The sequence below is a fragment of the Actinospineispora spinosispora DSM 44797 genome, assembly GCF_000429025.1.
GTDB lineage: Bacteria > Actinomycetota > Actinomycetes > Mycobacteriales > Pseudonocardiaceae > Pseudonocardia > Pseudonocardia spinosispora.
The window spans coordinates 1-17,039 of record NZ_AUBB01000067.1 but is presented as its reverse complement, the minus strand read 5'-3'; the positions used below and the strand labels follow the sequence as shown (position 1 = coordinate 17,039).

Here is a 17,039-nt window from a genome sequence, read left to right as displayed (position 1 = left end):
CGAGCGGATGGTGACGCGCTTGGCAGCGGGTGCCTTGCGGTTGATCAACCAGGCCAGCCCCGCGAACGTGACGGCGATCGTAGAGCTGAGCACGGTCAGCACCGGGGTGTTGTTCAGCAGGTAGACGACGCCGTAGGTGCCGAGCGACAGCGCCGAGGCCAAGGTCCAGAACAGCGCCTGAGCCTGGGGAGCCTTGTGCGCGGCCGCCTTCTTGCGTTCGGCCTGCCAGGTCTTGTAGTCGTGCCACATGGCGAAGACCGACTCGCCGGTCCAGGCGAGGTAGGTGCTCCAGATCAGCAGGAACTGGGTCGGTTCCAGGTGGTAGTTCGGTTCGGTGAGCTGGATGGCCATCAGCGGGATGGACGCCAGCACGGCGGCGTAGGCGATGTTGTTCAGCCAGCGGACGACCTGCTTCCACCGGTTCTTCGCATCGACCAGCTTGCTCGGATCGGTCTTGGACGGCTTCTGTCGGACCGTTTCGGTCGGGTTCTTGCGGCCGTGCCAGAACGCGATCGCGCCCACGATGCCGGGGATGGCGAAACCGGCGTTCGCGATGACGAACATGTGGTTGACCTGGTAGTCGATGCTCCAGAACGCGAGCGGCAGCATGCCGAGGACCAACAGGTGAATGTTGACCAGCTGGGTGATCGGCCGCAGGGTGTTGACGATCCGCGCGGGCATGGACTTCGAGCCGTCCGCGCGGTCGGCGAACAGGTGGCTCGTGGCGAAGTACGGGCTGGCCGGGAGCCAGTTCGTGACCCAGCGCAGCGGGAAGGCGACCATGCCGGCCCACGCCGGCATCGGGAACCGCTGCACCAGCAGGTAGCTGAGCGTGAGCCCGATGACGGTGGCGATCGACGAGCGGCCGATCGGGCTGATCAGCCACTTCGCTGCCCGCACGATCCGGCCGCTGCTCGGGGTGCCCGATGCCGGAGTCATCGGCGACGCGGAAGCACCCGGCGGGGCGCGCGGCGCGGCCGGGCCGGCCGAGGCCGGGATGGAAGGCGGGGTGCCGCGCAGGATCATCGTGATGACGACCGCGGTGGCCGCCAGGATGATCGGCATCCCGACGGCGAACGCCAGCGGACTGGCGAGCCACAGCGCGCTCGAGGCGTAGAGGAACATCGCGCCGTTGTCGAACAGCTCGGTCCTCTTCGGAGCGGGCGTCGAGTAGTCCGGCAGCCTGCGGATCTCCTTCCTGAAGGAGTGGAAGGCCTGCCAGCCGATGCTGGAGGCCATCGAGACGACCAGCGCGACATTCACCACCGGCAGTACCAGGTTCAGCCCGGCCGGACCGGCGGCATTCAGCATCGGCGTGAACGGGTTCTGCAGGATGAGCAGACCCGCCCAGACCCAGTGCCCGGCGTCGAACAGGGCGAGCGCGGCGAACCGGGTCCACCGCCGGGCCGCGCTGTTGCGGTGGACGTCGACCGCGTCCCGGTCGGCGGAGGCGACCCGCCAGATCTTCTGCCCCCAGATGAACCCGATGTGCGAGGCCATGAACATCAGCGAGTTCCAGAAGTTCGGGTCGCTCGGTGTCCACGCGGCCGGGGTGTTCACGTTGAGGCTCACCACGAGGGTGCCGGTGAACACGGCGACCAGTGCGACCCGCATGCGGGGCTGCACCTCGAGCCGCTTGCCGAGGAACTCCAGCATGAGGCTGGCGTCGGCGCGCACCGCCATGGCGAACACGCTGCCCAGCGGAACGAGCAGCGTCCACAGCGGCGGTCCCGCCCAGGCCACCAACGTCGCCGCCGCGCCGACCGCGAGCACCGTGATCGACATCGACGGCGAGAGCCGGGACCGCAGTGACGTCCACAGCCCGGCCAGGGCGGCGCCGCGACCGGTCAGCCAGCCTCGCAGCTTCGAGACGCTCTTCGCCCACGCCCCGGGGTGCGCCAGGTCACCGGCGACGCGCAGCGCGTGGAGTCCGAAGAGCACCGCGACCGCCGACACCGTCGCGGCGACGGCGAGAGCCATGGCCGACGGCTGCCCGGGCCCGAACCCGATGGCGGCGGCCCCCGCGACGGCCAGGGTCATGACGGTGACCGCGAGCGGACGGATGGCCCGTTCCGTCCGGCTGAGGACGAGCCCGCCGGAGCGGGTCCTCGGGCCGGTGATCGGGCCGCCGGAAGGTATGGCGGCGAGACCACCGGCGGCGTGGCGACCGGACGAGCCGCCACGACCGTTCAGGTAGGTACGCATCGCGAGCACACCGGCGGCCAGCATCCCGGCGCCGACCGCCAGACCGGTCCACGGCGGGCCGCCGTGCGCGTCACCCTTGCCGTGTCCGGTGTCGGTCGAGGACGGGTTCGGCTTCGCCGAGGTGGACGGTGTCGCGGACGGCGAGGGCTTGTCACCGGGCCGGTGGTGCGTGCCGGTGCCCGGCTTGTGCTCGTCGGCCCGCTTGACCGGGACGTCGAGGGTCACGCCGGCGGGGATCCGGTTCGGGTCGCCGTCGATCAGCTTGTCCTGGTTGGCCTTGGCCAGCGCGCGCCAACCACCGTCCACCCCGAAGCGGTCGGCGGTCACCGACAGCGGCTCGCCCTTCGGCTGTGTCCACACGGCGCCGGCCGGGATGTGCACGGTCTGGCCCCGGTAGAGGATCTTCCAGCCGGTCTTCGGCGAGTACAGCTTCGGCGTGTTCGCCTTCGCCAGCTCGTCGAGCGGGGTGTTCAGCGCGCGCGCCAGCATCGACGGGTTGTCGTTGCGCTCCACGACCATCGTCGAGGGCAGCGGGCCGCCGGCCGGGTCGGAGGCGTGCGCGGGATTGCCGGCCAGCAGGGTGACGACCATCATCACGGTGCCGAGCAGCGCTCCGATGACCGCCAACGAACGGGTCAGCGGCCGGGTGAAGGAATGGCCGGCCCTCGACGGCGGGCCTCTCGGCTGTGCGTCGTGGCGATCCGCGGCGGGTGCGTGCCCTGCCGTGTCCGGGTGGCCGGCCGACGAGCCCGCCGGGCCGCCGGCTCCGTGGCCCGGATGGTCGGCCGCGCCGCCGGAGGGGCCGGGGCCGCCATCGCGGCCGGTGCCCGGCCCGGCGACCGGCGGCAGGGTCATGGTCACGGTCGACCAGCTGACGTCGGTGCGCTCGGCCAACGGCGGCGCGGCCCGCTCGGTCTCGTTCGCCACGATGATGTCACCGGTCTCGGTGGTACCGAGATAGAACACCTGGCTCTCGGGGGCGGTGCCCGCGGCGGCCGGCGCCGGGGCGACGGGGCGGGGGGTCACCCCACGCAGCGCGGCGCGCAGCGTCCGCTTGGTGCCCTTGGACCAGGTCAGGCCGTGCTTCGCGGCGAAGTCACCGATCGCTCCGGCGGCCCGCGCAGGCTTCGACCAGTGGCCGACGGTGAGCAGCTTGCGCAGCTGCTCGGCGTCGAGCTTGCCGTTCAGCGCCAGGTCGTAGAGGTCGCTGACCACCTCGGCGGGCAGGTCGGCCTCGTGCAGGCGCTCCAGCTGTGCGGCGGCGTCCTCGCCGACCTGGGCGGTGAGCGCGTGGGCCACCGCGTCGGACAGCCCCGCGACCAGGCCTTCCAACCGGGCGAGGGTGTGGTCCAGCTCGGTGCGCTCGGGGGAGACGTGGTAGCGGGGGGAGCGCCCCATGGCGACGAGACGGTCGAGGACGGTGGAGGCCTGCCCCGCCGCGGTGTGTGCCCAGACGGCGGCGTTCGAGTGCGGCCCGCCGAGCTGCTCGAGGAGGGTGATGCCGTGCATCAGCCCGGTCAAGGTCGCCACGGCGCCTCGGTAGTCACCGGCCTCGGCCTGCGCCCTGGCGCGCCCGACCAGGTCCGGGGTCACCCCGGCGAGCTCGCCGGCGGTGCGCCGGAAACCGTCGGTGGTCGGCACGGTCAGGCCGGTCGTGCTCAGGCCCTGGTACTCGGCCAAGGCGTCGGACATCTGGGCCTCGACCCGGCACAGGTGGGCGCACGCCTCGAACAGTGGGCCTGGCCGCACACCCAGGGCGTACCGCTTCTCCTGCGCGGCGACCGCGGTGCGGGCGCTCTGCAGCTGGAAGCCCAGCGCCGTCACCTGCCACGCGGCGCGCTCGGCGCGGGTGCGCACGAGCTCGGTGACGGTCGGTCCCTCGGCGCGGCCCCGGGTTCCGATCGAGCCCCGGACTGTTCCGGCCGGCTCGGTCCGGGGGGTGCCCTCGACGGTCCGCACGATCTCGGTCTCAGCGGGGATCTTGCCCTTGGTGACGGCCTCGAGTTGGCGGGCGTCGGCCTTCTCCGCCGCGCGCACGGCTCTGTCGACGATCTTGTTCGCTTGGCGGCCGGAGACCACGCCGTTCCGGTCGGCCTGCTTCTCGAGCTGGGCGAGCGCCCTCGGGCTGGCATAACGGCGCAGGATCGGGTCGTTCATCGAGATGTTCTCGCCCGCTTCACCCGGGTCCTTCTGGCGACCGGCCCGGCCGAAGGCCTGCCAGGTGGCGCGGCGCGACTCGAACAGGCTGGCCAGGGTGACCCGCAGACCACCGGCCTCGACCACCGCTCGCCGCGCTGCCGGATCCACCACCCGGCCCGCGCCCCGACCGCCGAGGGAGATGTCGGTGCCTCGGCCGATGATGTTGGAGGCGACGGTGACCGCGTGCGGACGGCCGGCGGCGGCGACCACCGCGTCCTCGTAGGTCATCCGGTGGTCGAGCGCGTTGAGGACCTGCGGGTGCACGCCACGCTCGCGCAGCATTGCGGCGAACCGCTCGACCTCGGCGGGGGTACGGAAGATCAGCAGCTCCGGCGCGGCGCTGCCCTTACGTGTCACGACCTCGTTGACCAGCGCCGCGAGCTGCTTGTCGCGGTTCACGTAGATGACACGGTCACGCGTCGTCAGCTTGCTGACCGTGTGCGAGGGGACCGTCTTGACGTCCAGGCCGTACACGTCGCGGAACAGCTTCGGCGCCCTGCCGTACGTCGCGGTACCGGTCAGGCCCGCGGTGTCGGCGTAGTTGTGCAGGTAGCCGGCCATGGTGGTGCGGGCGATGGAGCTCTGGCTCTTCCCGACGGGCAGCCCGTGCTTGGCCTCCACGGCCTCGTGCAGCCCCTGGCTCCAGCGTTGGCCGACCCGGGCCCGGCCGTTCGGGTTGTCCAGGATCTGGACGGAGGACCGGTTGGCGATCTTGTAGTCGATGCCGATCCGCTTGCCGACCGCGCGCTTGGCGTTGACCAGGTCGGACACCTGCTGGTCGGAGAGCTCGGCGCCGAGGCGCTCGGAGATCCGTCGGGCCTGGGCCTTGCCGATCCGTACACCCGACCGGCCGGTGCTGAACTCGTTCTTGCGCAGCGTCCTGGCGGTGTCCTTGGCCCACATGACCTCGCGGTGCCGCGCGGCCGCGGCGGCGGGCTCGGCGAGGATGTACGGGCTGGCGCCCCAGTCGAGCATGACCATGTCGGCCTCGTCGACCAGCGCGAAGCCGTGTCCGCCCTGAACCGGACGTCCGTTTCCTCGCTGGTCGGTCAACCAGTCGAAGACGAAGCCCGCTGCCGAACCGAGCGTGACGTCCGCTTCGTAGGCCCGCCTGCGGGCGGCCAGCGCGGCGCCCTGGTCGCGGCGCAGACCCACGGTGAGGTCGAGCCCCCGGGCGATGGCCCGGTATCCGGCGGCGTCGCGAGCGGCCAGCTCACTGTTGCTGGTCATCACGTGAACACCGCGCTCGCCGGGCTCCTTGAGCCGGAACTCCATCGCGCGGGTGAACGCGACCAGCATTCCGGTGAAGGTCTTGCCCTGTCCGGTGCCCATCTCGACGATCACGCCGAGGCGGCGACCGCCTCGGTGGGCGATGAGCGCGCCGACGACCTGCTCGTCGTGCACAAGCTTGCGTTCGTGCAGCCGAATCTCTTCGGCGACCAACGCGAAGTACTCGTGAGTGCTGAGTTGTTCCTTGTTCTCGCGGCGTGCGCGCAGGACGCTCGGGTCCTTCGCGTGGTCCTTCCACACCTGCTTGAACGTGTACAGATCAGAGCGGAACCGGCCGAGCTTGCGCTGCGTGGCCAGCTGGTGGATCGCCCCGTCCAGGTTGGCGGTCGCCTTGTCTACCGCATGCTCTGCCTCCTTGGCCGCGGCGTCCGGCATGGACCGGGCGTCGAGTAGTTCCTTACGGCGACGGATGTCCGTCGTCGACTCGAGCTCGCGTTGCAGCCTCCGCAGTCGCTCCTGGTGAGCGTTCTTCGCATCGGCCAGCTTCCGCTTGGCATCGCCGACCGCCTGCTTGGCAGCCGCGATCTTCTTACCGGTGTCCTTGAACTGTGCCTTCAGTTCCTGCTTGCTCGCAGGTGTGGATGTGAGCTCCTTGAGACTCGGTGGGTCCCCGCTGTGGGTCTTGCCGCTGTGCTTGCGCGGTCCGACCTTCGAACCGGAGGGTCCTCGCCCGGACTTGCCCGTGGGCCTGCCCGGATCCGGGCCGGCACCCGTGCCGTCCTTGTCCCCGGTTCCGCCGGTGGCCGGTGTGTCGCCTCGCCCGCCGCTGGCCCGCGATCCCGGGGGCAGGGTCGCGTCGCCCGGTGCGAGCGGACCGCCCTTGCCGGGAACACCCGGATCGGGAGTGCCGTGTCCGGTCTTCCCGACCGGTTCCACGACCTGTGGGGCCCGGCCGTCGCGACCTCGCTTGCCGCCGCCGGTGATGCGTAGCGTCGGCGCGTCGCCGGACCCGGCCCTGGCCTCCGCACCGGCGGTCGTGGCGTCCGTGATCGCGGCCCGGATCTGGTTCTTGGTGACGCCGAGCTGACGCGCCAGCTCCGCCACGGCGATCGGCTGGTTGCCGCCGTCGGCGATCGCGGTCTGGATGCGCTCCAGCAGTGGGACCTCGGCGGGGGCGTCGGCGTTCGAGGTCGGGTTGCGTCCGGCGGCAGCGGCGACCACGCTCAGCCGCGCGGCCTGCTCGGCGACGGTCCCGGCGAGCTTGCCCGCGTCGTCCGCCTTCCTGGCTGCCTCGGCCTCGAGGGTCCCGGCGTCGGCGGCCTTGCCGGCCGCCGCGTCGGCGTTGCGCTGTGCCTGCTCGGCCGCGGTCCTGAGCTGGGTGGCGGTGCCGCGCTTCGCGGTGGCGGCGTCGGCGGCGGCCTTGGCGGTGGCGGCGGCGCCGCGAGCCGCGGCGGTGGTGAACACCGTCGGGTTCTTCGCGGCCTCGGCAGCCGCGCGGTCGGCGTTACGCTGCGCGTTGCCGGCGAGCCGCTCGGCCTGCGCGGCCTTGTTCTCGGCGACCTTGGCGGTGTCGCGCGCGGTGCGCGCCTCGGCGGCGGTTGCGGCCGCCTCGTCGCGGGCGCGGCTCGCCTTGACCGAGGCCATCTCCGCCGCCCGGCCGGCCTTGTCGGCCTGCTTGGCGAAGGAGGCGGCGGCCGTCGCGGCGCGCTGGGCGTTCACCGTGTCCCGCGCGGCGGAGAGCGCGTCGTTGCGCGCGGCGCGAACCGGGTCGCCGAGGCCGGGCCTGCTGAAGCGGCCACCGGGGGCGTCGGCGAGCTTCGCCGCCCTCGCCGACACGGCGTCGTCCAGGGTGGTCTTCGTCGCCCACGGCTTCTCGCCGATCCGGTTGTAGGCCCCCTGGACACCGGTGCCGGCCGCGATGCCGTAGCGGGAGATCAACCGCGCCGACTCGGCGGTCCTGGCCAGCCCCTGCGCCGAGCGCTCCAGCCCGTTGCTGGTCTTGCGCCACGCCCACGCCGAGTACGCGTTGCCCTGGATGTCGTGCGCGACCGCTCGGAACCCGGTCGACTCCGCGCCGGCTCTGGCCAGCCGCGCCCCGGGTACCGCGAGCGCACGCACCCCGGCAGCACCGGCGCGGACCGGCAGGCCCAGCGCGGTGAACGGCGCGGCCGCGACCCGGACCGGCGCGCCGACGATCTGTGCGGTGGTGCCGAAGCGCGAAGCGGTCAGCCCCCGGCTGTCGGCGCGTTCGAGCAGCGAGGTCCTCTCCAAGGAGGTGACGCCGGGGCGCCCCGCCGCGCTGCGCAGCATCTCGGCCTCCGCGCCGGCGCGGGCGGCCGCGCCCTTGAGCCCACCGTGCACCGGGCCGAGGACCACGAGCGCCGGGGTTCCGATGTCCAGGATGGTGCCGAGCGGGCGGTCGTGCATGGCGCTGCCGATGTCGCCGCCGAGCAATGCGCTCCAACCCCGGTGGGTGGGAAGGCCGACCATGCCGATGGCGAGCGGGTGCTGCTGGACGCCGTAGTCGTCCTTGCTCTGCCCGTCCAACCGGCCCGGTGCGTCGCCCATCAGCTCCTGGGTCGTGTTGTAGCCCTCCATGAAGGCTCCGGAGGCCAGGGCCTCCGGGAAGGTGAACAGCCCGGTGCCGACGCCGACCAGGTCACGCCCGGCGTTGCGCAGCACGTTGTCCGTGCCGTACCCGGCGATCTGGTTGTAGACCTTGTCGGCCTTGTAGCCGATCCAGCCCGCGCCCTCCGCCACGAACCTGAAGAACCCGACGACGCCCTTCGGGTCTTGCTTGTCGAGGAACTTGTCGAGCTCCTTCTGCTGGCCCTTCGGGAGCGAGGAGCGCAGTGCGTCGTAGCTGCCGGCCTCACCGTTGGTCTGGTTGATCCGCTGGAAGAAGTTCTTGATCGCCGCATCGCGGCCCTTTGTGCCCGGCGCGCCGGCGACCAGGCTGATCGCGTCCGGCGCGGTCTGCGGGGTGCTGCCGAGGCGCGCGATGTCCCTCGGCGACATCTTGTCCCCGCCCGGGCTCCACATGGCGGCGATGTTGGACAGCGCGTCGTTGCTGATCTGCGAGCCGTCCTTGTTGACGAACGGGCTGTTGTCCGCCTTGCGCAGCCGGTTCATGTAGTCCCAGCCGTTGGCGGCGCGCATCGCCAGCGCCAGGTCGGCCGAGCCGGTCGACGGCAGCATCATGTCGTGCAGCTTGTTGCTGGCCTTGCGCGGCGCCAGGATCGAGGCGTCGTAGCCGGCGGCGACCGAGTTGCTGAGGTCCAGCAGCTTCTGGTTGGCCGCCGCGTCCGCCTTGCTCTTCGGCTTCGGCAGTGTGTCGACGAACCCGGTCACCGCGTCCAGGTTCTTGCGAGCCAGCGCCATGTCGGAGGCGTACTTACGATCCCCGCCGGCCTTCGCGGCCGCGAGGTCGTAGCCCTGCAGGACGCTCTGCGACTGAGCGAGCTTGTCGCGGAGCGGCTTCTCCTTCTTGTCGAACTTGTCGGCCTTGGCGTCGAGTTCCTTCTGCTTGGCCTTCAACTTGGCCGGGTCGCCGCCCCTGCCGGCGTTGTAGTTGGCGACGGCCTTGTTGAGGGCCTCCTGCTCCTTGTTCAGCTCGTCTCGTTCCGGCGACAGCGCGTCGATCTGGTCCTGCAGGCCGGTGGACACGTCTTGCTGGTGGAGCATGTTGTTCTTGGCGACGTCACGCTGCTTGCTCGTCGGCGCCTTCTTCGGGTCGTACTTGTAGTCCGGGTTGAGCTGGGCGACCAGCTTCGGGTCGCCGGCGAGCCTGCGCTCGATGTCCTCGGTGGAGGCGGTCCGGGTGCTCAGGACGGTCAGGATGTCGCTGTCCGCGCCCTGGGTCGCACCGAGTCGCTTGCGCAGCGTGGGCGACAGCTTGTCGTACTCCTTGACCAGCGCGTCGCGCTCGGCGGGGGTGAGCTTGCCGCTCTTCCTGGCCGCGGCCTTCTGCTTCGCCGTGTTGATGTCGTTGGCGAGCGTCTCGATCTTCTTGTTGCCGACCTCGCTCATCCAGGTGTCGTGCGCCTGGCCGCGGCTGTAGCGGAACACGACCTCGGCGCGGTCGCGCAGCGACGTCGAACCCTGCAGCGGCATCGGGCCGATGAAGCCCTGCTTGCGCTTCTCCTCCTTGTCGCTGTACTTGCCGAAGGCCTTGGTGACGTCCTGGGTCGGGTCGACCCAGTCCAGCCGGTCGCCGGCGGGCGCGGAGCCCGTGCACTTGCCGCTGCAGGACTGGCCGGTGTTGTAGCCGTCGGACTCGGAGTACAGCAGGCTCATCCCGCCGGCGACCTTGTCCTTGCCGTTCTTGCCACCGGGGACGGATTCGGCCTGAATCCAGTGGCCGTAGGCGTCACGGCCGGAGACCTTGCCGTCGCCGGTGGTGAACCCGACCGCGCCGCCGCCGCTTCCGTCGGTGCCGCGCAGGTACTGGACGAACTCGGCGCTGCCCTTCTTGCCCTTGCCCAGGGTCGCCGTCTGGACGTCGGACTTGCCCTTGACGCCCTTCTTGCCACCCCAGGGTGCGCCGGTCCCGGTGCACGAGCCACCGCCGGAGGACACGACGCAGGTGTTGATCCCGCCCTCGCCCCTCTTGGTGGGCATGGTGTGAGAGGCGCTGTCGCAGCCGTTGCAGTTCAGCGTGACGCCTTCGGCGGAGCGGATGGTGCCCGACCCGACGGTCTTGCTGTTGAGGCGGGAGATGCTCATCGAGCCGCCGAGACCCTTGGCGTCGCGGGTCAGGATGTTCGCGTTGCCCTTGTCGAGGGTCAGCTTGTCGCCCTCGGCGGAGGTGAAGTAGCCCTTGCCTTGCAGGGTGTAGCGGCCGGGAGCACCGTCCGCGCCGCGACCGAGCACGGTGCCACCGGTTCCATTGAACTCGACGACGTCGAACTTCTTGGGGTTGTTCGGGCTGGGGGCCTTGTACGTGGCCGGGCCGTGGACCGTGGCATTGAACCGGCCGCCGCTGCTGTTGGCGAAGCTCGCGGAGTTGGTCGGGCTGGAGTTGCTGCGGTAGGTGATCGTCGAGCGGCTGTACCCGTCGTAGAGGTATCCGTTACCGGTGACCGTGCCGTCGGCGTTGCCCTTGTTGTCCTTGCGCAGGCCGACCGACTTGTCGGACGCGCCCTTGTCGGTGATCTTCTTGCCGTTCTTCTCCCGCGTCTGCGCGGCGGTGACCTTGCCGGACTTGGCGTTGTAGTCGGCGGTCTGGCCGTTGCGGGTGACCGGCAGGGTGTTCTTGCCCGAGGTGCACGGGACGACGCACTGGAACGGCTTGCCGTCCTTCTTGCCGTTCTTGGTGAAGTCGACGGTGATCTTGTTGCCGTCCTTGGTGACCTTGACGGTGTCCTTGTTCTTCTCCTTGTCGAGCTGCTTCGTCGAGTCCGTCTTCGGGTCGGCGGGGTCACCGACCCTGCCGCCACGGACCTTCGGGTGGCCGAGAGCGGGGCCGATGTTCACGTAGGTGTTGGTGCCACCGGAGGTGGAGCCGGCGCAGTTGCCCCACGTGCACTTCCCGCCACCCGAACCACCGGGGCCCGGGTTCGCCCACGCGACGACGCCGCAGCCGTTGCCGGCGCTGCCACCGCAGTCCGCGTAGCCGGTGGAGGTCCACTTCCGCTCCGGGGTGTCCGCGTCGGCCGAGGTGATCGCGGTGTTCCGCGCGGCGGCGTGCGAGTGGTAGCTCTTCGAGCAGTGTGCGGCGTTGGAGCAGCCGACCTGGGCGTTGGCCGAGCCGTTGCTCGCGTCGGCGTGGGCGTAGACCCAGCCGCCGCTGGCGCCCATGGTGTTGCCGCCGCCGGAGTCGTGTGCGTAGGCGCGGGCCCAGGAACCGGACGGGTCCGAGGCGTAGTCGGACGCGGTGACGTCCCAGTGGCGGGTGCAGTGTGTGCCCGCGCTGCCGGAGCAGGAGGCGGAGACCTGTGGGGTGCCGCCGGTGTTCTGGGCGGTGGCGGAGGTGGAGGCCCAGCCGCTGCCGAACTTGCCGGACTTGGAACCGGTGGCGTTGCCGTGCGCGCCCGGCGCCGAGGCTCCGCTGTGCGCGCGGTAGCTGTAGCGACAGTTCGAGCCCTTGCTGCCGGAACATCCGGCGGCGGCCATCGCGCCGTTGCCGTTGGTCTGCGCGACCGCGTTGGTGCCGCACCAGCCGCCTCCCGCGCCGCCGCGAGTACCGCAGGCACCGTTGGCCTTCGCCTGGTTACCGGCGTTGGCACTGCTGTCCTTGCTGGACGCGGAGTAGCGGTAGGAGCAGGTCGAGCCCTTGCTGCCCTGGCACACCGCGGTGGCTTGGGCCCCGGCGACGGTCGCCCCCGCCCGGCTGTCCCCGGCGCACTGGCCGTTCGAACCGGCCTTGCAGGCGGTGAGCGAGTGGGCGACGCTGGTCGCCTTGCCCTTCTTCGCCCCGGCGTCAGCCTTCGTGCTGGTGCGGCAGCCGGTGCCGGCGCAGTCACCGGTGACCTCGACGACGCCGGTGGCCGCGAAACCGCTGGTGCCCGACTGGCAGCCGCCGGCCGTGGAGCAGGTGGCAGTGGCGTTGCCGCGTGCCGAGCTGTTCTTGGTCTGCTTCTTGACGCCGGTCGCGGTGGTCTTCGACGAGGTCTTCGTCGCGCAGCCGGCCTTCGAGCCGTTGTCACAGGTCGCGGTGACCGAGGCGTTGGTGGTGGCGAACCGCGACGCCTTGTCGACACCCGGTGCGGTGGCGACCCGGGAGGTGTTGGCGCTGATCCGCGCTTCGCAGCCCTTCGCGGAGCTGCCGTCGCACGCGGTGGAGCCGTTCGCGGTGCTGGTGGTGCCCGCGTCCTTCGGCCCGGAGCCCTTGATCGGGTCGGCCGTGGCGTTGCCGGTGAGCGTGCCGGTGCAGCCTGCCTCCGGGCAGACGATCTGCGAGTTGGTCTGGCCGGTGCCGGCCACACCCGGCACGTTCTTCGCGTTCTTCTTGCTGCTCGTGGGCTGGCCGGTGTCGCGGCTCAGCATCGCGGTCGCGTCACTGGCTGCGGCGCAGCCGTTCGCGGCAGCGGTGCAGGTGGCGCCGGTGTGTGACTTGCCGGGGACCCCTGAGGTGTCGCCGGTGGTCTTGGCGGTGCAGTCGGTGCTCGCGCACTGCGCGGTGGTGTCGGACTGCGCCAGGGTCGCCGGGGCGTTCTTGACCGGAGCCTTGGCTGCCTTGGCGGCGGCGGTCGCGGCCTTCTTCGCGGCGGCGGCGGTCTTCGCCGCGTCGGTGGCCGCCTTCTTGTCCTTGGCCGTCGCGCCGGGCGCGGCAGCGGTCTGCTTCGCCTTGTCGGCGGCCTGCTGGGCCTGGGTGGCCTGCTCGGCTGCCTGCTTGGCGGTGTCGGTGTTCTGCTCGGTGATGATGTCCGCGACGACCTGGCCGGAACCGCTGGTCGAGATGGACTGGCCGTTGCACGCGGAGTCGCCCGCGGTGCAGCTGCCGGAGGAGGTCGCGCCGCCGGCCGGGGGACCGCGCGATCCGGTGCCGCCCGCGACGTGGTTCGTGCCGTCGCCGCCGTTCGTGGAGCTGCGTGCGGTTCCGGTGCAGGCGTCGCCGTTGCCGGCGCAGTCGAGCGTGGCCGATGCGCTGGACCAGCTGGACGCGCCGGGCACGGTGGCCGCGCCGTTCGCCGCGGACGAGCCGGGGGCGGTCGGGGCCGGGGGAGTGGCCGGCTGCTGCTGGCCCTGGCCCTGCTTGGCCGGGTCCTGCTTCTGGTCCTGCTTGGCCTGGCCCTGGGCGTCGGTCTCGGTCTGGGTCTGGGTGACGGTGGCGTTGTCCGTGGACTTGGCCTTCATGATCGGGGCGATGCTGGAGGCGTCCGGTCCGGTGGAGGAACCGGAGTTGGTGACCGCCTGGCAGCTGCCGTTCGACACACCCTCGCAGCTGCCGGTGCCCTGGGAACCCCGGGTGTTGGCCGAGACGCTCGGGTTGGTGCCGGTGGCGGCGGAGGTGACCTTGCCGGTGCAGGTGGCCTGACCCTCACAGGACAGGACCGCGCCGGAGGTGGATGCGGCCGACGGTCCGGCGACGAGGCGCTTGGCGTTCAGGGCCTTGTCACCGGCCAGGTCCTGAGCGGCGCCGGAACCGGTGGAGGCGACGGACTTGGACGCGACCTGGCAGGTGCCGTTGGCGCCGGTGCAAGACGCCGTGCCGGTGGAGGTGCGGGCCTTGCCGCCGTTGACCGCTCCGTCGAACGCCGAGGAGCTGGTGTGGACGGTGCCCGAGCAGTTCGCGCTCTGGCAGTCGATGCTGGCGGTCGAGGTGGAGGAGCTGCTCGGGCCGCTGGTGGGCTGGCCCTTGAGCGGCTTGCCGTTGGCGTCGACCTTGACGAAGTCCGGCGCGGAGGAGCCGTCGGAGGTGGAGCGGCCTTCGCAGCCGCCGCCCTTGACGGTGCAGTCGGCGCTGGAGGAGGTGCCGCGCCACTTGGCGGAGACCGCTGTGTCCAGCGCGGAGGTGCCGGCGGTGGCCTTGCCGCCGCACTGGGTGGAGTCGTCGCAGCTGACCTGGGAGTCGGCGTGGGACGTGGCGACCGGGCCGGTCACGGCCTTGACCCCGGGCGGCAGGTTCGTGTTGCTGCTGGCGTCACGGTCGGAGACCTGGGTGTTGCTCACCGAGGTGCAGCCCCCGCCGGCGCCGTGCGCGGAGCAGGCGGTGTTGCCCTTGGACGCCCGGGTGCCCTTGATGTCGCCGGAGGCCGAGCCGGTGGTGACCGAGGTGCTGGTGCCCTTGCAGGCGGCGGTGGCGCAGTCGATCCGGGAACGAGTGTCGCTGGAGGCGGTCAGGCTGACCTTCTCCGGGGTGGTCTTGGCGGGGGTGACCTTGCCGGTGAACCAGTCGGTGCTCTCCGGCGTGGTCACCGCCGGGGTGACGTCCATGCCGGTGCGCGAGGTCGACTCGGAGGTGCAGCCACCGGAGGTGACGGTGCACTTGTCGGTACCGGTCGTGGTGCGGGTCGCGCGCTTCGCACCGACGGTCGCGGTGATCGAGGCCTTCGTGGTGGTCGACGCACCACCGGTGCAGGTGCCCGCACCCTCGAGGCAGCCCACGGTGGCCTTCGCCTCGGGGCGGCCGTCCGACGGAGCCTTGCGGGCCGGGGCCTGCTCGGTGTCGTCGGAGCCGAACCAGCCGGCGAACGAACCGGAGTCGCTCTGCTGCTCGTCGTCGGAGCCGTTGTCGACTCCGGTCATGGTCGAGGTGGTGCAGCCGCCGCTCTTGGCGGCACAGTGCGCGACCGAGGTGGCGCGGCTGGAGGCGATGTCGGCTGCGACCTTCTTCGCGGTCGCGGCGGCCGTCTTCTTCTCGGCGGCGGTCTTCGCGGTCTTCTGCGCGTCCTTGGCGACCGCTGCGGCCTTCGCGGCGTCGGCCTTCTGCTGGGCCGGAGTGACCGAGTCGTCGCGGGCGCCGGTGGAGTGGTTGTCACACGTGCCGGTCGCGGACTGGCAGTCAGCGGTGGCCTTCTCCGCGTCCGCCCTGGTGGCCAGCGCGCAGTCCTTCGTGCAGCTCGCGTCCGCGGTCTGGGCCGGGGTCTTCTTGCCCGGGACCGGCTTGCCCGGCGTGGTGCTGGTCGCGGCGCAGCCGTTCGCGGACTGGCAGGTGGTCTTGGCCTTCTTCGCGTCAGCGGTGGCACCGACCAGGCTGTCACCGGGGCCGCTCTTGGTGGTGGCCTTCTGCTTGCCGACGGTGGCGGCGGTGGCACAGCCCTTGGTGGTGCAGCTTCCAGCGGCGGTGTTCTTGCCGGAACCCGAGTTCGTGGAGCAGCCGGAGACACCGTTCAGACCGGCGCAGGTGTCCTCACTGCGCTTACCCGTCTTGGCGTCGACCGAGGCGGTCTCACACGAGGTGAACGCGCCGCTCGAGCCGCAGGCCGCGCCCACACCGCCCTTACCGGTCTTGGCGTTGACGTCCTGGTCGTGCCCGGTGGCCTCGGCGAGCTGGCCGGTCTGTGCGTAGACCGTGTCCTGCTGCTTCTGGTACGCGGCGAGGTTCTTGTTGTAGGTCGCCTTCGACAGTTTCCCGGCGGCGACCTGCTTCTTCTGTGCGTCCAGGCTCTTCTGCGTCGCGGTCAACTTCTGCTGACCCGACACCACGTCGTTGATCAGCTTGTTGTCGTCCGGCGACAGTTCCTTCGCCTGCCCGTCCACCTTCTTGACCAGGGCTGCCTGGGTCTTCTGGTGAGCGGTGTACGTCTTCTTGTCCAGCTTCCCGGCGGCGAGGAGCTTCTTCTCCGCCGCGAGCTTCGCTGCGCCCTGCTGAACCTTCACCCGGCCGTTGAGGACCTCGTCGGTGGCCTTGGTCGTGTCGACCGAGTCACCCGAGGAGCTGTCGCTGCCCCACCAACCGGCATTGCTGACGTTGCTGTTGTTGCTGGTCGAGTTGTCGAGCAGCTCCGGGGGGCCGCGAGAGCCCAGCCCGGTGAGTTCCTTCGACGAGATGTTCTGCTGCTGGTCGCCGCACCCGGAGGCGCTGACACAGCCGGCCTGGTTCGCCTGCTGGTCCGCCGCCGTGCCCTTCACGGAGCCGTTGCCGCCGGCGAGCTGAGTGCCCGAGCCGTTGTCCAGGCTCGTGCCGTCGCCCTGGCTGCGTTGCAGCGGAGGCATACCGGAGAGGCCGGCGTTGTTCGTCGCGTTGTTCGCGGCGGCCTGGCGCGCGGTGTCCAGCGCGGTACGGACCGTGTCTGCGACCTTGGACAGCGCCCCGCGCACCTGCTGCCCGGCCTTCTTGCCGCCGAACTCGGTGACCAGGTTGCTGGCCAGGTCCACGGCGCCGGACAGAATCTTCTCGGTCCGCTGGTCGGCCGAGGCCAACTGCTGGCGCACCTGGGCGGCGGCCTGCTTGCGGGCCTGCGCGGTCTGGCTGTTCGTCAGCTGCGTGTCCTGCTCGGCGTCACCAGCGCTGACCCCCTGGCCCTCGGCCAGTCCGGCCTGAGAGAGCTTGCTCGACAACCGCGAGCGCACCGCGTCGGAGACGCGTGCACCGGCGCCCTGCTCGGCCCGCGAGATCAGCTGGGCGAGGTCGGAGTTCTTGCCGGTCAGGTTCTTCGCCAGCCCCGACGGGTCGCCGGTGGCCTGGGAGACGAGCTTCGACAGGTCACCGTGCCTACCCGCGAGCTGAGTGGCGAGGCCGGTGGCGTCACCGGTGATCCGCGAGACCAGATTGGCCAGGTCACCGTTCTTGCCGGCGGCCGCGATGGCGTTGCCCGTGGTCTGCGAGATGAGTGTGGCGAGCTCGCCGTTCTTGTCGGTGAGCAGCGCGGGGTTCTTGCCGGCCTGGGTGATCAGGTTCGCCAGCTTGTCGTTCTTGTCGGTGAACTGGGTGGCGCTGTTCGTGGCCTGGCTGATGAGCTTGGCGAGGTCGCCGCCCTTGGCGGTGGCGAGTTGCTTGGCCAGCTTGGGGTTCTGGGAAG

1 protein-coding gene is annotated in these 17,039 nt (G+C 71.3%); it reads right to left on the bottom strand.

Going from position 1 to position 17,039, the window contains the following annotated elements; all coding sequences use genetic code 11:
• Positions 1 to 17,039, bottom strand: a 17,039-nt coding sequence (locus G406_RS49170) for a preprotein translocase subunit SecA (protein ID WP_037078140.1), incomplete at both ends; no start/stop codon positions are given.